Source organism: Ruegeria sp. CL7 (genome assembly GCF_056536445.1).
Map to the genome: position 1 here is coordinate 62,207 of NZ_JBQFPQ010000003.1, position 17,577 is coordinate 79,783.

A 17,577-nucleotide genomic window follows, 5' to 3' on the forward strand; every position below is an offset into this window, starting at 1 on the left:
GCCATGCTGTATCGCGGATTTTCACAAGCCGAACTGGAGCGGGAATACTCTCCCAGTTCGATGATCGGTGGCGACCTGACCCCTTATCTGGCCAGCTATCAAACGCTGAGTGCGCAAGCCCGTGCCGAGCTGCCCGTTCAGGCCAACCTGGCCTATGGCGACACCCCGGCCCAGGTGCTGGATTTCTTTCCTGCGAAGGGGGCCGGCGCCCCGTTGCATGTCTTTATTCACGGTGGGTATTGGCAGGATCTCAGCCAGCGCGAATCGGCCATGATGGCCCCGGCGCTGATCGAAGCCGAGCAATCCTTTGCCACCTTGAACTACACGCTTGCCCCGGATGCGCGGCTGGATCAAATGGTCGACGAATGCCGCGACGCCCTTCTGTGGCTTGCGTCACAAGCCGGGGCACTGGGATTCGACCCGACGCGGATCACCTTGTCAGGGCACAGTGCCGGCGCCCATCTGGCAAGCATGGTCATGGCGACCTCGGCCGGCGCATTGGCCCGCGCCGGGCTGCGTGTGCGTGACGTGCTTCTGATCAGCGGCGTCTACGATCTGGAACCCGTCAGTTTGACATCCGTGAATGACCCGCTGCACCTGACCCCAGTCGAAGTGAACGATCTGTCCCCGATCCGCAACCTGCCCCCACCGGGCCCCCGCTATCATGTTTCAGTGGGGGAACGGGACACCGGCGAATACATTCGTCAAAGCCGCGACTATGCGGAACGGCTGCGCAAGGCCGGGCACTCGGTCAGCTTTGCCTTGAAACACGGAATGCACCATTTCGACATCATCCTGCATTCCGGAACATTCCTGCCCGACACGTAATGAGGCATTTTTCAAACAAAAACAGCGGCCCGACCGGTGCCGCTGTTTTTTGTGTCCATCCCGCTTGGGATCAATCCAGGGTACGGGTAACTTCTTCGCGCTCGAATATCTCGATCACGTCGCCCTGGCGGATATCGTCGTAGTTCTCGAACGCCATACCACATTCCTGACCCGACTGGACCTCGGCCACTTCGTCTTTGAAGCGCTTCAGGGTCTTCAGCGTGCCTTCGTGGATCACCACGTTGTCGCGCAGCAGGCGAACGCCTGCGGAACGGCGGGCAACACCTTCGGTCACCAGACAGCCGGCAACCTTGCCGACACCGGTAACCTTGAAGACTTCGCGGATCTCGGCATAGCCGATGAACTTCTCGCGGATCTCGGCGCTCAGCAGGCCGGATGCGGCCGCTTTCACGTCGTCGACCAGGTCATAGATCACCGAGTAGTAGCGGATCTCGACACCCTTTTGGTTCGCCGTGTTCCGCGCCGATGCGTTGGCACGGACGTTGAAGCCAAAGACCGGCGCGCCGGAAGCCTCCGCCAGACCGACATCCGTTTCGGTGATCGCGCCCACACCCGAGTGCAGAACGCGCACGCGCACTTCTTCGTTGCCGATCTTTTCCATCGCCTGAACGATGGCTTCGGCAGAACCCTGCACATCGGCTTTGACGAGGATCGGCAACTCGGCCACGTTCTCGTCTTCTTTCGCCTTCTGCATCAGCTGCTCAAGGGTGGTTGCGGCACCAGCGGCGGCACGTTTGTCCTTGGCGGCTTGTTCGCGATAAGCGGCGATTTCGCGGGCCTGCGCTTCGGTCTCGGTCACGTTCAGAACGTCACCGGCCTCGGGCGTACCGTTCAGGCCCAGAACCTCGACCGGAACCGAGGGGCCAGCTTCCTTGACGCGTTCACCCTTGTCGTTGATCAGCGCGCGGACCTTACCGTACTGCTCACCCACAACGAAGATATCGCCCTGACGCAGTGTGCCGTTCTGAACCAGAACCGTGGCGACCGGGCCACGACCCACGTCCAGCTGCGCCTCGATCACGGCACCTTGTGCGGCGCGGTTCGGGTTTGCCTTCAGTTCCAGAATCTCGGCCTGAAGCGCGATGGCTTCCAGCAATTCGTCCAGACCCTGACCCGTGATTGCGGACACTTCGACATCCTGGACTTCACCGGACATTTTCTCGACGATCACTTCGTGTTGCAGCAGATCGGTGCGGACCTTGTCCGGGTTTGCATCCGGCTTGTCGACCTTGTTGATCGCCACGATCATCGGTACTTCGGCCGCTTTTGCGTGGTTGATCGCTTCGATCGTCTGCGGCATCACCGCGTCGTCAGCCGCGACGACCAGAACCACGATATCCGTAACCTGAGCACCGCGCGAGCGCATCGACGTAAACGCCGCGTGGCCCGGAGTATCCAGGAAGGTCAGCGTGGTGCCGCCATCGGTTTTCACCTGATACGCGCCGATATGTTGGGTGATGCCACCGGCCTCACCCGCCACAACGCGCGCGTCGCGGATTGCGTCCAACAGCGAGGTCTTGCCGTGGTCGACGTGACCCATGATGGTGATGACCGGCGGACGCGGCTGCAGATCGTCTTCGCTGTCTTCGACCTCTTTGATGACGTCTTCAACATCCGAATCGGATACGCGAGTGACCTTGTGGCCAAATTCTTCGATGATCAGTTCCGCGGTGTCTGCGTCGATGGTCTGGTTCTGCGTGACCATCATGCCCATCTGCATCAGCGATTTGACCACGTCAGCCACACGCTCGGCCATACGGTTGGCCAGTTCCGAGACCATGATCGCCTCGGGCAGCTGTACGTCGCGGATCACCTTTTCCCGTTCAACGGCACCGCCCATGGCTTTCTGACGCGCACGCTCCTGCTTGCGCTTCATCGCGGCCATCGAGCGCTGACGGTTGCCCTCGCCACCGGTCGCCTGACCCAGAGTCAGCTTGCCCGAACGGCGGTTGTCGTCGCGACCTTTGCCACGACCACGCTGCTCACGTTCGCGATCCTGTTTGCGCGGCGTGGCTGCCGGCGCAGGTTTGCTGGCCGGGGCGCGAGCCGCTTTGGGCTCTTCCGGTGCGGGCGCGGCAGCGGCGCGTTTGGCGGCTTCTTCCGCCTCTTTGCGCTTGCGCTCTTCTTCCTCAGCCTTCTGACGCGCACGCTCTTCGGCTTCGCGCTGTTCGCGTTCTTTGGCTTCCTGTTCCGCACGGCGGCGGGCGCGCTCTTCTTCGCGCGCCTTTTCAGCAGCCTCGCGCGCCGCGGCCTCTTCGGCCTCACGCGCTTTGGCCGCTTGCAACGCCTTCATGCGGCGCGCCATTTCCGCATCGGAAATGCCCGCAGGACGACGCGACGGATCACCCGAAGGTGCAGCACCGCCACCCGGCTTTGCTGCGCCCGGCTTGGGAACCACCACGCGTTTGCGTTTGGTTTCCACCACGACATTCTTGGTGCGTCCGTGGCTGAAACTCTGTTTCACATTTCCGGGGCGTGCCCCGCCACGAAGACCCAATGTCTTTTTGCCGTCATTATCGCTCATAAAGCTCTTTACCCTTCCGCGCGGCCCCTGCCGCCGTCATCCGTTTCGCGCAAGCCACGCAGGCGCTGCGCTTCCTCTACAACACGTTTGGCGAGTCCGCCAGAGGCCAAGGCCGCATGAATCACCGTTTGGCGCCCAAATGCCTGTCCTAATTCGTCTGCCGTCAGCCAACCTATGTATTTCCCGAAGTGCGGCGTGCTCAGTTTGGACTTGCCGCGCCCCGATCCATCGGCGGCCTGAATCAGCACCTGCGCCTCTTCCCGGTCCAGCCACGTCTTGACCTTTTCATACCCCGCGACCGCGTCGCCGGACTTGCGCGCCAGGCTGAGCAGCTCGACAACGCGGCGCGCGATCTGCTGTTCAACCTTTTCCGCCAGGTCCTTGGGCACAGACACCTGCGCCTTGAACCCCCGCGCAAACAGTTTCTTGCCAACGGCCTTGTCCAGGGCGGCACGATCCGCCGCCACATAGACCCCCCGCCCGGGCAGTTTCGCCGCGACATCCGGAAAAACCTGACCGTCCGGCCCCGCCACAAAGCGGATCAGCCCGTTTTTGGGCTGCACCTCGCCTGTGGCGATGCACTTGCGCTCGGGTCCGTCGGACCGATCCTTATGGGCGCCACCGCGACTCATACACGCCACCCGAAGCCCGAGATCAGGCCTCGACCTCCTCGTCTGCTGCATCGCCGTCGACGTCTTCTTCCGCCTGTTCCAGCTCGGCCGGATCAACCCAACCCAGCAGGATACGCGCCGTCATGACCATATCTTGCGCCTCTTCCAGCGTTACGCCGAAAGGCTCCAATACACCGTCATCCTTGACACGCTCACCATCGACGGTCGTCCAGCCACCGGCCAGTTCCCAGTCGGCGCAAGTTGCAAAGTCTTCCAGAGTCTTCACGTCGTCCCTGGCCAGCGCCTCTACCATCTGGGGTGTCAGACCTTCGAATTCAATGAGACTGTCCTCGGCCCCCAATTCACGCGCCGCATCCAGTGCCGCCTTGGCCTGTGCTTCCAGGAATTCGCGGGCGCGGGTTTGCAGTTCCTGCGCGGTACCTTCGTCGACGCCGTCGATGACCAACAGTTCCTCAATTTCGACATAGGCAACTTCTTCGAGGTTGGTGAAGCCTTCCGAGACCAGCAGCTGAGCAAAGAATTCGTCCAGATCCAGGCTGTCCATGAACAGTTTGGTACGGGCTTCGAATTCCTTCTGGCGGCGGGCCGATTCTTCGGCCTCGGTCATGATGTCGATGTCCAGGCCGGTCAGCTGGCTGGCCAGACGCACGTTCTGACCGCGGCGACCGATGGCCAGCGACAGTTGTTCTTCTGGCACGACAACCTCGATCTTGCCGGCTTCTTCGTCCAGAACCACCTTGGAAACCTCGGCAGGCTGCAACGCGTTCACCAGGAAGGTAGGCTGGTCTTCGTTCCACGGGATGATGTCGATCTTTTCACCCTGAAGCTCGTTCACAACCGCCTGCACACGGCTGCCGCGCATACCAACGCAGGCACCCACGGGGTCGATCGAACCATCATAGGAAATCACGGCGATCTTGGCGCGCGAACCGGGGTCACGGGCCACGGCCTTGACCTCGATGATGCCGTCATAGATTTCCGGCACTTCCATCTTGAACAGCTCGGCCATGAATTCCGGCGCTGTGCGCGACAGGAAGATCTGATGGCCACGCACTTCGCGGCGAACCTCTTTGATATAGGCGCGCACCCGGTCATTCGGGCGATAGCTTTCGCGGCCGATCTTGTCGTTGCGGCGCAGAACCGCCTCGGCACCGCCCAGATCGACGATGACATTGCCAAACTCTTCGCGCTTGACCGCACCGTTGATGATGGTACCGGCGCGATCCTTGAATTCTTCGTACTGACGGTCACGCTCGGCTTCGCGCACCTTCTGCAAAATCACCTGCTTGGCGGACTGAGCCGCGATCCGGCCCATCTCAACCGGCGGGACCTCTTCGACGAAGACGTCACCAACCTCGGGCGCTTCCATATACTGCTTGGCCTGCTCGACGGTCATTTCGGCCTGATAGTTCTCAAGCTCCTCATCTTCGACCACGGTACGGACGCGGGTAAAGGTCGCCTTGCCGGTCTTGCGGTCGATCGACACGCGGATGTCCATCTCGGCGCCGTAGCGGCTCTTGGCGGCGCGGGCGAGCGATTCCTCCATCGCTTCGACAACCAGACCGGGGTCGATCATCTTTTCGCGGGCCACGGCCTCGGCGGTCTGCAACAGCTCCAGCTGGTTGGCTGAGGTGATTGCCATCAGTTCGTCTCCTCTTCGGACCCTTCGGTCTCAATCTCGTCGAAAGCGTTTTCGTTCAGGGCACCGGCGTCTTTGCGCTGGCGCAGCATTTCCTTGATCAGGTCATCGGTCAGGACCAGCTTGGCGTCGCTCAGCCAGTCGAATTGCAGACCGATGGTGATGGTTTCATCCCCCTCGGGGATGTTGATCAGAACCTCGTCCCCTTCGATCCCCGCCAATTCGCCCTTGAAGCGTCGGCGGCCGTCAATCAGTTCGGCGGTCTCGATCTTGGCCTCATAGCCTTCGAAGGTCTCGAAATCCTTCAGACGGGTCAGAGGGCGGTCGATACCGGGGCTGGACACCTCAAGCGTATAGGCATCAAGGATTGGGTCCTCGACATCCAGCGTGGCGCTGACCGCGTTGGAAATCTCGGCGCAATCATCCACTTCGATACCGCCATCGGGCTTGTCGGCCATGATCTGAAGCGTAGTCTGCTTGCCGCTCATCAGGCGGATACGGACCAGCTCATACCCCAGATCTTCGATCACGGGCGTGATGATCTCGGCCAGTCGCCGGTCAATGGCAGCTTTTGCTATCAGGTCGTTTGTCATCTGGTACTCTACCCTGTCAGTCGGGCACAAAAAAACGGGCGCGCGGCCCGTCGAATTTTCCGGTGGAGCCTTGGACCAGAAGTCCAACGCGCCGCTGTTGAAACTGCATATACGCAGGATGGCCCGAGTCTGCAACCCCCTGAGGGATTCGCATTCGGATTTACACCATCCACCACCGTTCGGCGATGCGGCCATCGTCCAGCGCACCGTTCCCGGCAATCTGCCGCGGCATCCCGACAGCATCCGATACGGCAAGGGCCATGTCGGCCTCGGAGGGGTGGAACCGGACACCGCGCGTGCCTCGCATTCCGGCCCGATCCGGAAGCGCCGCGATATCGACATACCCGTCCCGCAGCGCCTCGGCGCGCACGGCTGGGTCCGGGATTACAATGACTTCAACCGCGTCAGCCCATCCGGCCTGACCATCTTTATAATGCCCCTCGACACGGCGGCCCAGAAAATGGCGGCCATCTTCTGCCCGTTCGACACGATAGCAGCCGGTGCCGTAGGCTTTGCGCAACGGGGATACGGTTTCACCGGCGCGCGCAACAACAAAGCGGCTGTCGGCCAACAGGAATGGCAATCCGGGATTTGCCTCGGCAAGTTCAAGCCGCAGGCGGTTGGGGGCAAGCGCCTCGGGCCTTCCGATTTCGGCCAGAACGGCCAGGACATCGGCAATCTGCAAGGGTTCGCCATCGTGAAAGATCGCGTCATCACGCAGATCAAAGTTCCAGACCCGTGCGTCGGCGTCGGTTTGCCAGCCGGTCGCAAGCTCACCGCGCAACGTACCATCCGGGGCGATTTCGGTCATTGTGTCGAAAACGGCCCCACGCGCCACTTGCTCGAGGCTGTCATCGCGCGGAACAGCCAGACGCAATGTCCCGCCTTTCTTGGGCGTACCGGCAAGGGATGCTCCTGTCGCCGCTAGCAATGCGGCAGCGGCACCAGAGGCAAAGAGAGCACGGCGATCGATGCGGGTCATGCGACACCCTCCGCCACACGGTCCATGATTCGCACCAGTTCCGCGCTGATGCCCGGCTCGGACAGGGCGTGCCCCGCCTGACGAACCATCTTCAGTTCGGCATTCGGCCAGCGTTCCGCCAGCGACCAGGCGGCCTGCGGCGGGCAGATCATGTCATAGCGCCCCTGCACGATATGGCCGGGGATATGCGCGATCCGGTCCATCTGATCCAGAATCTGCCCGTCCGTTTCCAGAAACGCCTTGTTGGTGAAATAGTGATTCTCGAGCCGCGCAAAGGTGCGCGCGTATTCGCCGGGGCTTTCGCCAACCGATCCGTTGGTGTGGATCGAGGCCAGCGCGTTTTCCCAATGCGACCAGGCCCGCGCATACAGGATCTCTGTCGCGCGGTCGCCCGAAAACAGACGTTTGTTATAGGCGGCAATGGTGTCGTTCAGTTCAACCTCGGGCAGCAGCGAGGTGAATTTCTGCCATTGCTCGGGCCAAAACCGCCCGGCGCCACCGCCGTAAAACCAGTCAAGCTCGGCCTGAGTCGCAAGGAACACCCCGCGCAACACCAGTCGACTGACGCGATCGGGATGGGTCTGGGCATAGATCAACGCCAGAGTCGCCCCCCAGCTTCCGCCAAAAGCGATCCATTCTTCGATCTCGAAGAGTTTGCGCAGCCGCTCTATGTCGGCCACCAGATGCCACGTCGTGTTGTCCTCGACCGAGGCGGTGGGGCGCGACCGGCCACATCCGCGCTGGTCAAACAGAATCACCCTGTAAGCCTGAGGATCGAAGTATCGCCTCATGGCCGGGCTGCACCCCCCACCCGGCCCCCCGTGCAGGATCACGACGGGTATGCCGTCAGGATTTCCGCATTGTTCCACATAAATACGGTGCCCATCGCCCATATTGACCATCCGCTGGTCGAAAGGGTCGATCGGCGGGTACAGATATTGAACTGCGCGCTTTTGGTCCGGGTACTTGTCCATTATGGCCCTATATAGTCCTTAAGCGTAAAAGAGCACACGGAGACAGGAATGCAAGCGCATCCGAACACGGTGGACCCGTCCGAGATCGCAAAATTCGAGGCGATGGCCGCCGAATGGTGGGACCCGCACGGGAAATTCAAACCATTGCACATGCTTAACCCGTGCCGGCTGGACTATATAACGCAGCAGATCGCCGGAGAATTCGATCGCGACCTAAAGTCGCCTGTGCCGTTCGAAGGCCTGCGCCTGCTGGATATCGGCTGCGGCGGCGGGCTGCTGAGCGAACCCATGGCGCGGCTCGGTGCTGAAGTTGTGGGTGCCGACGCCGCCGAGGGCAACCTGCCCGTGGCCCGCATCCATGCCGAGCAATCGGGGCTGCAAATCGATTATCGCCACACAACCGCCGAAGACATGGCTGCAGCAGGCGAACAATTCGACGTGGTGCTGAACATGGAGGTGGTCGAACATGTGGCCGATCCCCTTGGCTTTCTGACCGCATCGCAAGACTTGCTGAAACCGGGTGGCTTGCTGATCTGCTCCACCATCAACCGCAACCCGAAATCCTATGCGATGGCGATTTTCGGGGCCGAGGTCGTCATGCGCTGGCTGCCGCGCGGCACCCATGAATGGAACAAGTTCATCACGCCGGACGAGCTGTTCGACCTGCTGCGTCAGGCCGGGCTGGACCCGGTGGACCGCAAGGGGTTCGTGTTCAACCCAATCCTGTGGAGCTGGTCCATCTCGGATCGGGACTTGAGCGTGAATTACGTGACGGCGAGCGTGAAGCCACAGTAGGGGGTTACTCCCCCTCCAACTGCAACCGCAAATCCCTTAGAACCGGCAGCGTGCCGCGCACCCGTTCCAGCCCCAGCTCTCCGACGACACGGTTGATCAGCGGCGCGATCGAGGAAATCGCCTGATCCCGCGCCCGTCGGCCTGCGGGGCTGATCGCCACCATCTTGCGGCGGGCGTCGTCCCAGTCGGGGCGGATGTGGATGTATCCAGCCCATTCCAGCTTGGCCAAGGTGTTGGTCATCGCTCCTCGGGTCACGTGGAATGTGTTGGCCAGTTGCGCCGGGCTACGCTCGTCCCCGACGAAAACCAGATGATTCAGCACAGAGAAATGCGAAATTTCCATACCCTTGGGCAGCACCCGGCTGAGCCGGTTGCGCAACAACTGATCCGCGGTCAGGATCTCGCTGAACAGCGTGACCGCAAGGGCGTTGGTGTCTTCCGTCATTGTTCAGTTCTGTCAGGGTCCCGTGAAAGACCGGATATGTGTCAACGACGGCACGCGGCGGCGTGCCTCTGACACAGAACTATCATCCAAATCGAAAATGTGAATGCCCGGATCGGTACCTGCGTCGATCAGCACCTCTCCCCAAGGGGCGACAACCATGCTGTGCCCATGGGTAAAACGCGTCTTTCCGCGCGTTGATGGGTGTTCCCCCGTTTGCGCGGGGGCCAAGACCCAACAGCCTGTCTCGATCGCCCGGGCCCGCAGCAGCGATTCCCAATGCGCGGCGCCCGTAACAGGTGAAAACGCTGCCGGAACGGTCAGGATTCGCGCGCCTGCCTGCGCCAAAGCCGCATGCAGGTACGGAAACCGGATGTCATAACAGATGGTCAAACCCACCTTGCCAAAATCGGTTTCGGCTATGACCGCCTTTTCACCGGGGCGGTAGTTCTTTGATTCGCGAAACGTCTCGGTCTCGGTGACTTGCACGTCGAACATATGAATCTTGTCGTAACGCGCCACGATCTGACCTTGCGGATCGATCATGAAAGACCGGTTGGCAAACCGCCCGTCAGCGTCATGAGTTTTTATCCCCAGTGACCCGATCAACACCCACACGCCCAGTCGGGCGGCCTGTTCCCGCAGGCCGGCCAAGGTGATGTCGTCTTCTTCGTGCTGAAGAACCTCGTTTTGCCGCGTGGTACTGTTTGACACGCAATTCGTGACCTCTGGCGTCAGGATAAACCGCGCACCCTGCCCTGCCGCGTCGGCCGCCATGGCGCGCACCATGTCCAGGTTTTCGACCGGATCATCCGACGAGGTGATTTGCAGCAGCGCGGTCTTCATCAGGCCGCAAGCAGACGGTCAAGCTTGCCTTGCCGCTCCAGCTCGTAAAGGTCGTCGCAGCCGCCCACATGCTGTGTCCCGATGAAAATCTGAGGCACGGTGCGTTTGCCGCCTGCGCGCTGGATCATCTCGGGCTTGCGTTTGGGGTGCATCAGAATGTCAACTTCCTTGAACTCAACGCCTTTCTGCTTCAGCAGACGTTTGGCCGCGTGGCAAAAACCACAGAGCGGCGAGGTATAGATTTCTACGGGCTTCATGTTCCGGTCCCTTTGGGTTTCGTGCGATCTTGGGCGAATTAGGCATCCTTGGCAACGCGCGCCAGTGCCAACACGAAAATATGATTTGCCCCTGCGGCCTGACACGCACGCGTGCACGCCGCCAACGTCGCGCCGGATGTCATCACGTCATCCACCAGCAGGACATCGCGCCCCTTCAAATGCAGTGCCCGCCTTGGGTGGATGTCAATTGCGCCTGCCAAGGCTTCGTCCCTTTCCCGCGCGGTCTTTCCGTCCAGCACCGGGGTCCGCCGTTTGCGCACCAGCAGATCCGGCACGCAGTCCAACCCGGTTTCTCGCCCAAGGTTGCGTGCCAGCAGCGCAGACTGATTGTATCGCCGTTTCAGCAGGCGTGACCAATGCAACGGCACCGGAGCAATCACCATACGGGGACGCAACAGCTCGCGCCCGGCCTGCGCCATCCAACGCGCAGCGGGGCGGGCCAGTTCGGTACGGTCACCATGTTTCAAAGCCAGAACAAGTGACCGCGCCTTCCCATCATACATCAGCGCAGCGCGGCCCGCGTTCCAGGGCGGAGGGGTTTTCAGACAATCGTCGCACTCGGTCCGGAACCTGTCTGCGCTTCCGATCACGGGCACACCACAGCTTTCGCAAACCGTGCCACCGATGAACGGCGTATCCCGCCAACACGCCCCACACAGGCCGAAATCGGATTCCGTCAGCTCTCCGCAGCCCATGCAACGCGGCGGGTAGATCAGAGCAAGGGCAGTTTGAATCCGCTGCGCAATGCGATACTTGCGACCTATGAAACTGCCCGAGCCCACCGCACCCTCTCTTTTCGACCGTAACGCCATTCTGCATCATCGCGCCCGCGCGAAGGACGACGCCTTGTTCTTGCACCGCGCCGCCATTGATGAGGTTCAGGATCGGCTCTCCATGGTTAACAGAACCTTTACGGCACCTGCGGTTGTGACCCCTTTTCCACAGCTTTGGGCAGACGTTTTTCCGGATGCCGCCATTGTCGCGGATGACGATGTGCTGTCGCTTCAACCCGGTGCGCATGATCTGGTAATTCATGCGATGGCGCTGCATTGCGCCAATGACCCGGTCGGCCAGTTGATCCAATGCAAAAGGGCTTTGAAACCGGATGGACTGGTTCTTGTTCTATGCCTTGGGGGTGAGACCCTTCACGAATTGCGCGCCGCGCTGGGTCAGGCCGAAATCAAAGTCACGGGCGGGCTCAGCCCCCGAATCGCCCCCATGGCCGAACTGCGCGACCTCGGTGGATTGTTGCAGCGGGCCGGTCTGGCATTGCCAGTGGCCGATGCCGTACCGCTGACGGCAGAATACCGCGATATCTGGCACCTGATGCACGATCTGAGGGACATGGGTGAGACCAACGCTTTGGCTGCCCGGTTGAAATGCCCAACCCGACGCAGAGTGTTCGAAGCCGCACAGCGCGTCTATTCGGATCACTTTTCGACGGAAACAGGCCGCCTTGCCGCAACCTTCGAACTGATTTGCCTGACCGGCTGGTCCCCCGATGACAGCCAACCAAAGCCGCTGCGCCCGGGGTCAGCCCAAATGCGCCTGGCAGATGCCCTGCGCACGAAAGAGGGCAAACTGCCGGATTGACGCGCAACCAAATCCCTTTATCTCAGGTCGGAACACGAAAACTCAGGAATGCTCAAATGTTTGATGCCACTCGTCCCGCTCATGCTCCTGCCGACCATCCCAAGGTCAAGATGGGCCGTGTTGGCATTTTGCTGGCCAATCTGGGCACCCCGGACGATTACACCTATTGGCCGATGCGTCGCTATCTGAACGAGTTTCTGTCGGATCAACGGGTCATCGACTATCCGAAATGGAAATGGCAACCGATTCTTCAGGCGATCATCCTCAGCAAACGGCCATTCAGTTCGGGAGAAGCCTACAAATCGATCTGGAATCACGAGAAGGGCGAAAGCCCGCTGATGACGATCACCAAGGACCAGACTGCCAAGCTGCGCGGCGCAATGCAGGATCGGTACGGGGATCAGGTGATGGTCGATTTCTGTATGCGCTACGGCAACCCCTCAACAAAGTCCAAAGTGCGCGAGATGGTTGCCGCGGGCTGTGACCGTATTCTGTTCTTCCCGCTTTACCCACAATACGCGGGCGCAACCACAGCCACCGCCAATGACCAGTTCTTTCGTGCACTGATGGATGAGGCCTGGCAGCCCGCCTCGCGAACCGTACCGGCCTATTTCGACCAACCGGCCTATATCGACGCCCTGGCGCAATCCGTTGAACGTGCCTATGCAGCGGCGGAGACAAAACCCGATATTCTGGTCTGCTCGTATCACGGGATGCCGGAACGGTATCTGCAACAGGGTGACCCCTATCATTGCCAGTGCGCCAAGACGACACGGCTGCTGAAGGAACGGCTGGGGTGGTCTGACGATCAACTGGTTTCAACGTTCCAGTCGCGATTCGGCCCCGAGGAATGGCTGAAACCCTATACAGTGGATCATGTGGCGGATTTGGCCAGGCAGGGCAAAAAGAACATAGCGGTCATCGCACCGGCATTCTCGGCCGACTGCATCGAAACGCTGGAAGAGATCAACGAAGAGATCAAGGAAAGCTTCGAAAAAGCAGGCGGCGAAACCTTCACCTATATTCCATGCCTCAATGACGATGCGGCGCACATTGCTGCATTGGGCACGGTGATCGAAGAAAACTTGCGCGGCTGGCTGGACTGACCTGCACAGCCTTGGGAAACAAAAAAGGCGGTGGATTGCTCCACCGCCTTTTTCATGAATTCCGTGTCGGATTAGCTTGCAGCAACAGCAGCAGCAACAACGACCAGCAGGATCAGCGGCAGCAGGATGCCCTGCGACGAACCCTGAGTTTCTTCTACAACAACAGGTGCTTCAACAACCGGCTCTTCCAGGTTACCAGCATAAGCGGTCGAAGCGGCAGCAGTCAGTGCAGCAGCGAGAACGAGTTTCTTCATATTAACCTCCAGAATTTGCGCAGTTCCAATGCCCGGAACCACACATCTAAGACTTACCTCGTGGTTTTTTCTAATCAGCATTGACGCTGGAATGCAATTGCAACTTGACCGCTAAGCGGGTTCCCACACGAAAATGTCGTCAAATTAGCAACACTTGCGTGCCGACCTTCGCCATCGAGAACAGCTCGGCAATGTCTTCGTTGAACAGACCGATACAGCCATTCGACGACCGACGTCCGATTTTTCGCGTATCGTGCGTGCCGTGAATGCGGTAATACTTCCAGCTCAGGTATAAAGCGTGTGTTCCCAGCGGGTTATCTGGCCCCGGAGGAATATAGTCCGGCCATTCCGGATTTCGTTTTTTCATCGACGGCGTCGGAGACCAGCTGGGCCCTTCGACCTTGCGGATTACGCTGGTACGCCCGCGCCGGGTGAGTTCTTCGGTCAGCGGAACCGACGACGGGTACAATTTGTACACCGCTTGATCATCCGACCAATAATGCAGCGCTCTTGAGACGGTATCGACCAGAATGGCGCCATTTCTGGTGTTCGAGAAATACGGTTGCCAATCCAATGCCCGGAACCCGGATACGTTGCGGCGAACCGCCGGTTCAGTCTCGGGTGCAGGGCGCAGCGGGTCGCCCGGGATATATTGCGCCAGTGCTGGGGTTGCCAGCGTCGCAGTGGCCCCTGCCAGAAATCCCCTGCGTGTGGGCGAATGAATACGCTTTTTGACCATGACAACGGGTCCTGTGTTTAGATGAGGTCTGAAATCTATGACATTCTATTGCCAGAATGCTTCAGTCGCAAATCAAACCGGCAGAATCATGCAAGTTAGGGCCATTGCGCGTTTGCTCAGAGCCTTCAGGCGCGCTATGCCCTGTAAAGACACAATAACCAGGTCGATCATGACGCGTATCGTTTCTTTACTCTTGATTTGCTTTGTCGCGCTGGCGGCATGTACAGACACCGGCACCACGACCATTGGTGCAGACGGTCGCCCGCTGCCCACGGTCTACAAAATTCGCGGCAACCCGGAAAAGTTGCAGTTCCGTATGGTTGATTCGGTCAATGCCCTGCGCCAGGCCCAGGGATTGCAGCCTGTCCAGCTGAACGCGCAGCTGAACGCAGCAGCGGCGACCCATTCCAAGGACATGGCCAGACAGAACCGGCCCTGGCACTTTGGGTCCGACGGTTCCTCGCCGATCGATCGGGCTGCACGGGTCGGATATTTCGGCACGTTCCTCGGTGAAGCCATTTCCGAGACATACGAAACCGAAACCGAAACCCTTGCCGCCTGGATGCAGGAACCCGGACCGCGCGCCGTGATCATGGACCCCAAGGCCACGCAGATGGGGTTCGCCTGGCATCAGGAAAAAGGCGGGAAAATCTGGTGGACGCTGGAAATGGGAACCGGCGGCTGACCCCGATCACCGTACACACAAAAAGGCCCCCGAAATCCGGGGGCTTTTTTTGTGATTACGCTGCCTGCATGGACTGCGCTTCGGTCAGGATAGCATAAAGCTTGACCGGATCAGGGTTCGCCCGAAGCTTGGTGCACACCGAGGTGTCCCTCAGCGTGCGTGACACAAGGGCCAGCGCCTTAAGATGATCGACGCCGGCCTCTTCCGGCGCAAAAAGTGCAAAGGCGATGTCCACGGGTTGACGATCAACCGATCCAAAGTCGATGGGCTTTTCCAGCATGACGAATACGCCCGAAACCGAATCCAGCTCGGGCAAACGCGCGTGCGGAAGCGCAACGCCATGCCCCACGCCGGTCGGGCCCAGGCTTTCCCGTTCGAGCAGACAGTCGACGACGGCCTGCGAGTCGAGCCCCAGATTGGCGGCTGCTACATCGCCTATTTCCTGAAACAACCGCTTCTTGCTGGAAGCGGCGGATAGTACACGTACTGCTTCGGGCTTTAGTATGCTCGAAAGCTCCATGATCACGCTCCATGGGCACCGCACCCGCCTCGGCGGGTGCCGCCCCGTATCCTTGCCTGTTAAGGATCAATCCAGCCGATATTACCGTCTTCGCGACGATACACGACGTTCAATCCATCCTTGTTCTCATTTCTGAACACCAGCACCGGGGCACCGGCAAGTTCCATTTGCATCACGGCTTCACCAACGCTCAAAGATGGGATTTTAGTTTCCATCTCAGCCACAATCATGGGCTGTAGCGATTCGGGTTCATCGGCCGTGTCCGATTCGTCAGAGGCGAGGATATAAGAGGACGCCCCAAAGAGTTCAACCGGCTCGGACCGATCCTTGTGGTGGTCCTTCAAACGACGTTTGTAGCGCCGCAGTTGTGTTTCCATTTTGTCGCAGCATGCCTCGAACGCCGCATAAATTTCGGTTGCATGCGCCTTGGCCTGAGCGGTCAGCCCGGTGGACAGGTGCACTGTTGTTTCGCATACATATTCATGCGCTGAACGGGAAAAGACGACGTTGGCGTCGGTAGGCCGCTGGGCATATTTGCCCACAACCTCGCCCAATTCGGTCTGCACGTGAGTCTGAAGCGCCGCACCGATGTCGATCTGTTTTCCGCTGATTTGGTAACGCATGTGATCTCCTTCACAATTCACACCCATTCTGACGTCACGTTACGCGACGAACTTGTTTTTATCGGGTGGGGGGTCGAGACACTTTCCGCGGTTGTCTTAACTCCAGCCCTTCAACGAAGGGACAACGATCTCCAGACTGGAACCGGGTAAATGCCATGGGACAATTGAGGCAAGAGACGACGGAAGAGTCAATCAAAACAGGTGTGTATATACGCGATTTCCGCCATGCATCCGACGCAGACCATAACAAGCCTATGAAATACGGAAGTTTTCGCCAAGATAGACACGGCGGACATTCTCGTTCTCGACGACTTCGTCAGGTGTGCCGGACATCAGAACCTGCCCGTCATGCAGGATATAGGCGCGGTCAACAATTTCCAGCGTTTCCCGCACGTTATGGTCGGTGATCAGAACACCGATCCCCCGTTTTTTAAGGTCGGCAACCAGATGCCGGATATCGCCGACGCTGATCGGATCAACACCCGCAAATGGTTCGTCCAGCAAAAGATATTTCGGGTCTGCGGCCAAACATCGCGCTATCTCAACGCGGCGGCGCTCACCGCCGGAAAGGGCAAGAGCAGGCGCGCGACGCAGATGTTCGATCGAGAAATCCGACAACAGCTCTTCCAGCCGTTCTTTCCGCCTGTGAGCATGAGGAACCGTGATATCCAGTACCGCGGCGATATTGTCCTCGACGCTCATGCCGCGAAAGATCGACATCTCCTGCGGCAGGTAACCGATGCCCATTCGCGCACGCCGGTACATCGGCAAAGTCGTAACATTCTGGCCGTCAATCGTGACTTTGCCGGCCTCTGGGAAAACAAGCCCCGCCACGGAATAAAAGGTCGTGGTCTTACCCGACCCGTTGGGTCCCAACAGGGCAACGACTTCGGACCGGTCCAGTGTCATCGAGACATCGCGGATCACCGTTTTCTTACGGTAGGATTTCCGCAGCTTCTCGATGCGCAGCCCGGAATTGCCTTCGGCCACTGACAGGTCGGGTCGCGCCATCAGTTGTTTCCCTGCTGAAGGATCGTCTTGACGCGCCCGGTCATGGTCGCTGTGCCCGTTGTCAGATTGGCGTTCATCTGGTCGCCGCTGATGATGCTGGGGCCTTGCGTCAGCAGGACATTGCCTTTCATCACGATCACACCGGAATCGATCGTGTATTCCGCCCAATCGCCCTCTGCCGCATCGGGCGGGCTGACCAGAACAACATTCTCGGTGGCTTCCATCCGTTCAATCGCCGAGCGTTCCTCGTTATAGATCACGAGAACCCGTTCAGCAGTCAGCCGCATTTCGCCCTGAATGACGACGACATTTCCGAGGAATTCGGCAGAACCGTCCTCCTGGTTGACGTTCAATGTTTCGGACGTGACCTCGACCGGAAGACTCGGGTCGGCATTTGCAGAACCAAAAGCCACCTGCGCCTCCTGCGCTGTCGCGGTTACGGCACCTGCAAACAGAGCAAGGCACAAAGGAACAAAACGAAAATCGAACACA

General features: G+C 59.6%; 21 protein-coding genes. 5 read left to right on the forward strand and 16 right to left on the reverse strand.

The genetic code is table 11. The features are described from left to right. Nucleotides 1–3 precede the first annotated feature (3 nt). Nucleotides 4–828, forward strand: coding sequence for an alpha/beta hydrolase (locus tag ACR0LI_RS10500; RefSeq protein WP_480718486.1), 825 nt, complete (start codon nucleotides 4–6; stop codon nucleotides 826–828). 70 nt (nucleotides 829–898) lie between these two features. On the opposite strand, the gene infB is transcribed toward ACR0LI_RS10500, so the two are convergent. The 6 genes from infB to pip all read right to left on the reverse strand — a co-directional run bounded on the left by infB (nucleotide 899) and on the right by pip (nucleotide 8,193). Continuing rightward, on the reverse strand, nucleotides 899–3,373 hold the full coding sequence (infB, locus tag ACR0LI_RS10505) for a translation initiation factor IF-2 (protein WP_171724130.1): 2,475 nt from the start codon (nucleotides 3,371–3,373) through the stop codon (nucleotides 899–901). 8 nt (nucleotides 3,374–3,381) lie between these two features. Then, nucleotides 3,382–4,005 carry an RNA-binding protein gene (locus tag ACR0LI_RS10510; protein WP_171635687.1) on the reverse strand — a complete coding sequence of 208 codons (624 nt, stop codon included), beginning with the start codon at nucleotides 4,003–4,005 and terminating at the stop codon, nucleotides 3,382–3,384. 22 nt (nucleotides 4,006–4,027) lie between these two features. After that, nucleotides 4,028–5,647: a transcription termination factor NusA gene (gene nusA / locus ACR0LI_RS10515; protein ID WP_171120181.1), complete on the reverse strand. Its 1,620-nt coding sequence runs from the start codon at nucleotides 5,645–5,647 to the stop codon at nucleotides 4,028–4,030. Beyond that, the gene (rimP, locus tag ACR0LI_RS10520; protein ID WP_152459779.1) at nucleotides 5,647–6,237 is read right to left on the reverse strand and encodes a ribosome maturation factor RimP; all 591 of its coding nucleotides are present in this window, start codon (nucleotides 6,235–6,237) and stop codon (nucleotides 5,647–5,649) included. The genes nusA and rimP overlap by 1 nt, the downstream gene beginning before the upstream one ends. A gap of 160 nt (nucleotides 6,238–6,397) precedes the next feature. Beyond that, entirely contained in the window at nucleotides 6,398–7,219 is an 822-nt protein-coding gene (locus ACR0LI_RS10525; RefSeq protein ID WP_480718487.1) for an ABC transporter substrate-binding protein, read from the reverse strand. After that, nucleotides 7,216–8,193, reverse strand: a complete 978-nt coding sequence (gene pip, locus ACR0LI_RS10530) for a prolyl aminopeptidase (protein WP_480492261.1) — start codon at nucleotides 8,191–8,193, stop codon at nucleotides 7,216–7,218. Before pip ends, ACR0LI_RS10525 begins: the two co-directional genes overlap by 4 nt. Before the next feature lie 48 nt (nucleotides 8,194–8,241). Here pip and ubiG point away from each other — a divergent pair, with 48 nt between their 5' ends. Then, a complete protein-coding gene (gene ubiG, locus ACR0LI_RS10535) occupies nucleotides 8,242–8,988 on the forward strand; it encodes a bifunctional 2-polyprenyl-6-hydroxyphenol methylase/3-demethylubiquinol 3-O-methyltransferase UbiG (protein WP_209834178.1) in 747 nt (248 codons plus the stop codon). 4 nt (nucleotides 8,989–8,992) lie between these two features. Here ubiG and ACR0LI_RS10540 read toward each other — a convergent pair whose 3' ends face one another. From ACR0LI_RS10540 to ACR0LI_RS10555, 4 genes are read right to left on the reverse strand one after another with little or no spacing between them, the layout of a single operon-like run. After that, the gene (locus ACR0LI_RS10540; RefSeq protein WP_171635682.1) at nucleotides 8,993–9,433 is read right to left on the reverse strand and encodes a MarR family winged helix-turn-helix transcriptional regulator; all 441 of its coding nucleotides are present in this window, start codon (nucleotides 9,431–9,433) and stop codon (nucleotides 8,993–8,995) included. Between the two features lie 12 nt (nucleotides 9,434–9,445). Next, nucleotides 9,446–10,276 (reverse strand): carbon-nitrogen hydrolase family protein, encoded by an 831-nt coding sequence (locus ACR0LI_RS10545; protein WP_480492264.1) that lies wholly within the window; start codon nucleotides 10,274–10,276, stop codon nucleotides 9,446–9,448. Beyond that, nucleotides 10,276–10,533 (reverse strand): glutaredoxin 3, encoded by a 258-nt coding sequence (gene grxC, locus ACR0LI_RS10550; RefSeq protein WP_152459773.1) that lies wholly within the window; start codon nucleotides 10,531–10,533, stop codon nucleotides 10,276–10,278. The genes ACR0LI_RS10545 and grxC overlap by 1 nt, the downstream gene beginning before the upstream one ends. A gap of 38 nt (nucleotides 10,534–10,571) precedes the next feature. Then, nucleotides 10,572–11,366 (reverse strand): ComF family protein, encoded by a 795-nt coding sequence (locus ACR0LI_RS10555; protein WP_209834182.1) that lies wholly within the window; start codon nucleotides 11,364–11,366, stop codon nucleotides 10,572–10,574. Between ACR0LI_RS10555 and ACR0LI_RS10560 the strand changes: the two genes are divergently transcribed. Together ACR0LI_RS10560 and hemH are read left to right on the forward strand one after the other, a co-directional pair. Beyond that, entirely contained in the window at nucleotides 11,317–12,147 is an 831-nt protein-coding gene (locus tag ACR0LI_RS10560; protein ID WP_171635676.1) for a methyltransferase domain-containing protein, read from the forward strand. The genes ACR0LI_RS10555 and ACR0LI_RS10560 overlap by 50 nt on opposite strands. A gap of 56 nt (nucleotides 12,148–12,203) precedes the next feature. Further along, nucleotides 12,204–13,253, forward strand: coding sequence for a ferrochelatase (gene hemH, locus ACR0LI_RS10565; RefSeq protein ID WP_480718488.1), 1,050 nt, complete (start codon nucleotides 12,204–12,206; stop codon nucleotides 13,251–13,253). Nucleotides 13,254–13,324: 71 nt separating this feature from the next. Here hemH and ACR0LI_RS10570 read toward each other — a convergent pair whose 3' ends face one another. Together ACR0LI_RS10570 and ACR0LI_RS10575 are read right to left on the reverse strand one after the other, a co-directional pair. Next, nucleotides 13,325–13,507, reverse strand: a complete 183-nt coding sequence (locus ACR0LI_RS10570) for a hypothetical protein (protein WP_117870963.1) — start codon at nucleotides 13,505–13,507, stop codon at nucleotides 13,325–13,327. 139 nt (nucleotides 13,508–13,646) lie between these two features. Continuing rightward, complete coding sequence (locus ACR0LI_RS10575) at nucleotides 13,647–14,246, reverse strand: L,D-transpeptidase (protein ID WP_171635671.1); 600 nt, start codon at nucleotides 14,244–14,246, stop codon at nucleotides 13,647–13,649. Between the two features lie 169 nt (nucleotides 14,247–14,415). Between ACR0LI_RS10575 and dalA the strand changes: the two genes are divergently transcribed. Further along, a complete protein-coding gene (dalA, locus tag ACR0LI_RS10580; RefSeq protein WP_171120163.1) occupies nucleotides 14,416–14,931 on the forward strand; it encodes a divisome-associated lipoprotein DalA in 516 nt (171 codons plus the stop codon). A gap of 55 nt (nucleotides 14,932–14,986) precedes the next feature. Here the strand turns inward: dalA and ptsN are convergent, their stop codons facing one another. From ptsN to ACR0LI_RS10600, 4 genes are all read right to left on the reverse strand, one after another. Continuing rightward, nucleotides 14,987–15,451 carry a PTS IIA-like nitrogen regulatory protein PtsN gene (ptsN, locus tag ACR0LI_RS10585; protein ID WP_117872900.1) on the reverse strand — a complete coding sequence of 155 codons (465 nt, stop codon included), beginning with the start codon at nucleotides 15,449–15,451 and terminating at the stop codon, nucleotides 14,987–14,989. A 59-nt stretch (nucleotides 15,452–15,510) separates the two neighbouring features. Beyond that, on the reverse strand, nucleotides 15,511–16,074 hold the full coding sequence (hpf, locus tag ACR0LI_RS10590) for a ribosome hibernation-promoting factor, HPF/YfiA family (protein WP_117870967.1): 564 nt from the start codon (nucleotides 16,072–16,074) through the stop codon (nucleotides 15,511–15,513). Between the two features lie 252 nt (nucleotides 16,075–16,326). Then, nucleotides 16,327–17,085, reverse strand: coding sequence for an LPS export ABC transporter ATP-binding protein (lptB, locus tag ACR0LI_RS10595; protein ID WP_152459766.1), 759 nt, complete (start codon nucleotides 17,083–17,085; stop codon nucleotides 16,327–16,329). Next, nucleotides 17,085–17,576, reverse strand: a complete 492-nt coding sequence (locus ACR0LI_RS10600) for an LptA/OstA family protein (protein ID WP_371732247.1) — start codon at nucleotides 17,574–17,576, stop codon at nucleotides 17,085–17,087. Before ACR0LI_RS10600 ends, lptB begins: the two co-directional genes overlap by 1 nt. Nucleotide 17,577: the final 1 nt, after the last annotated feature.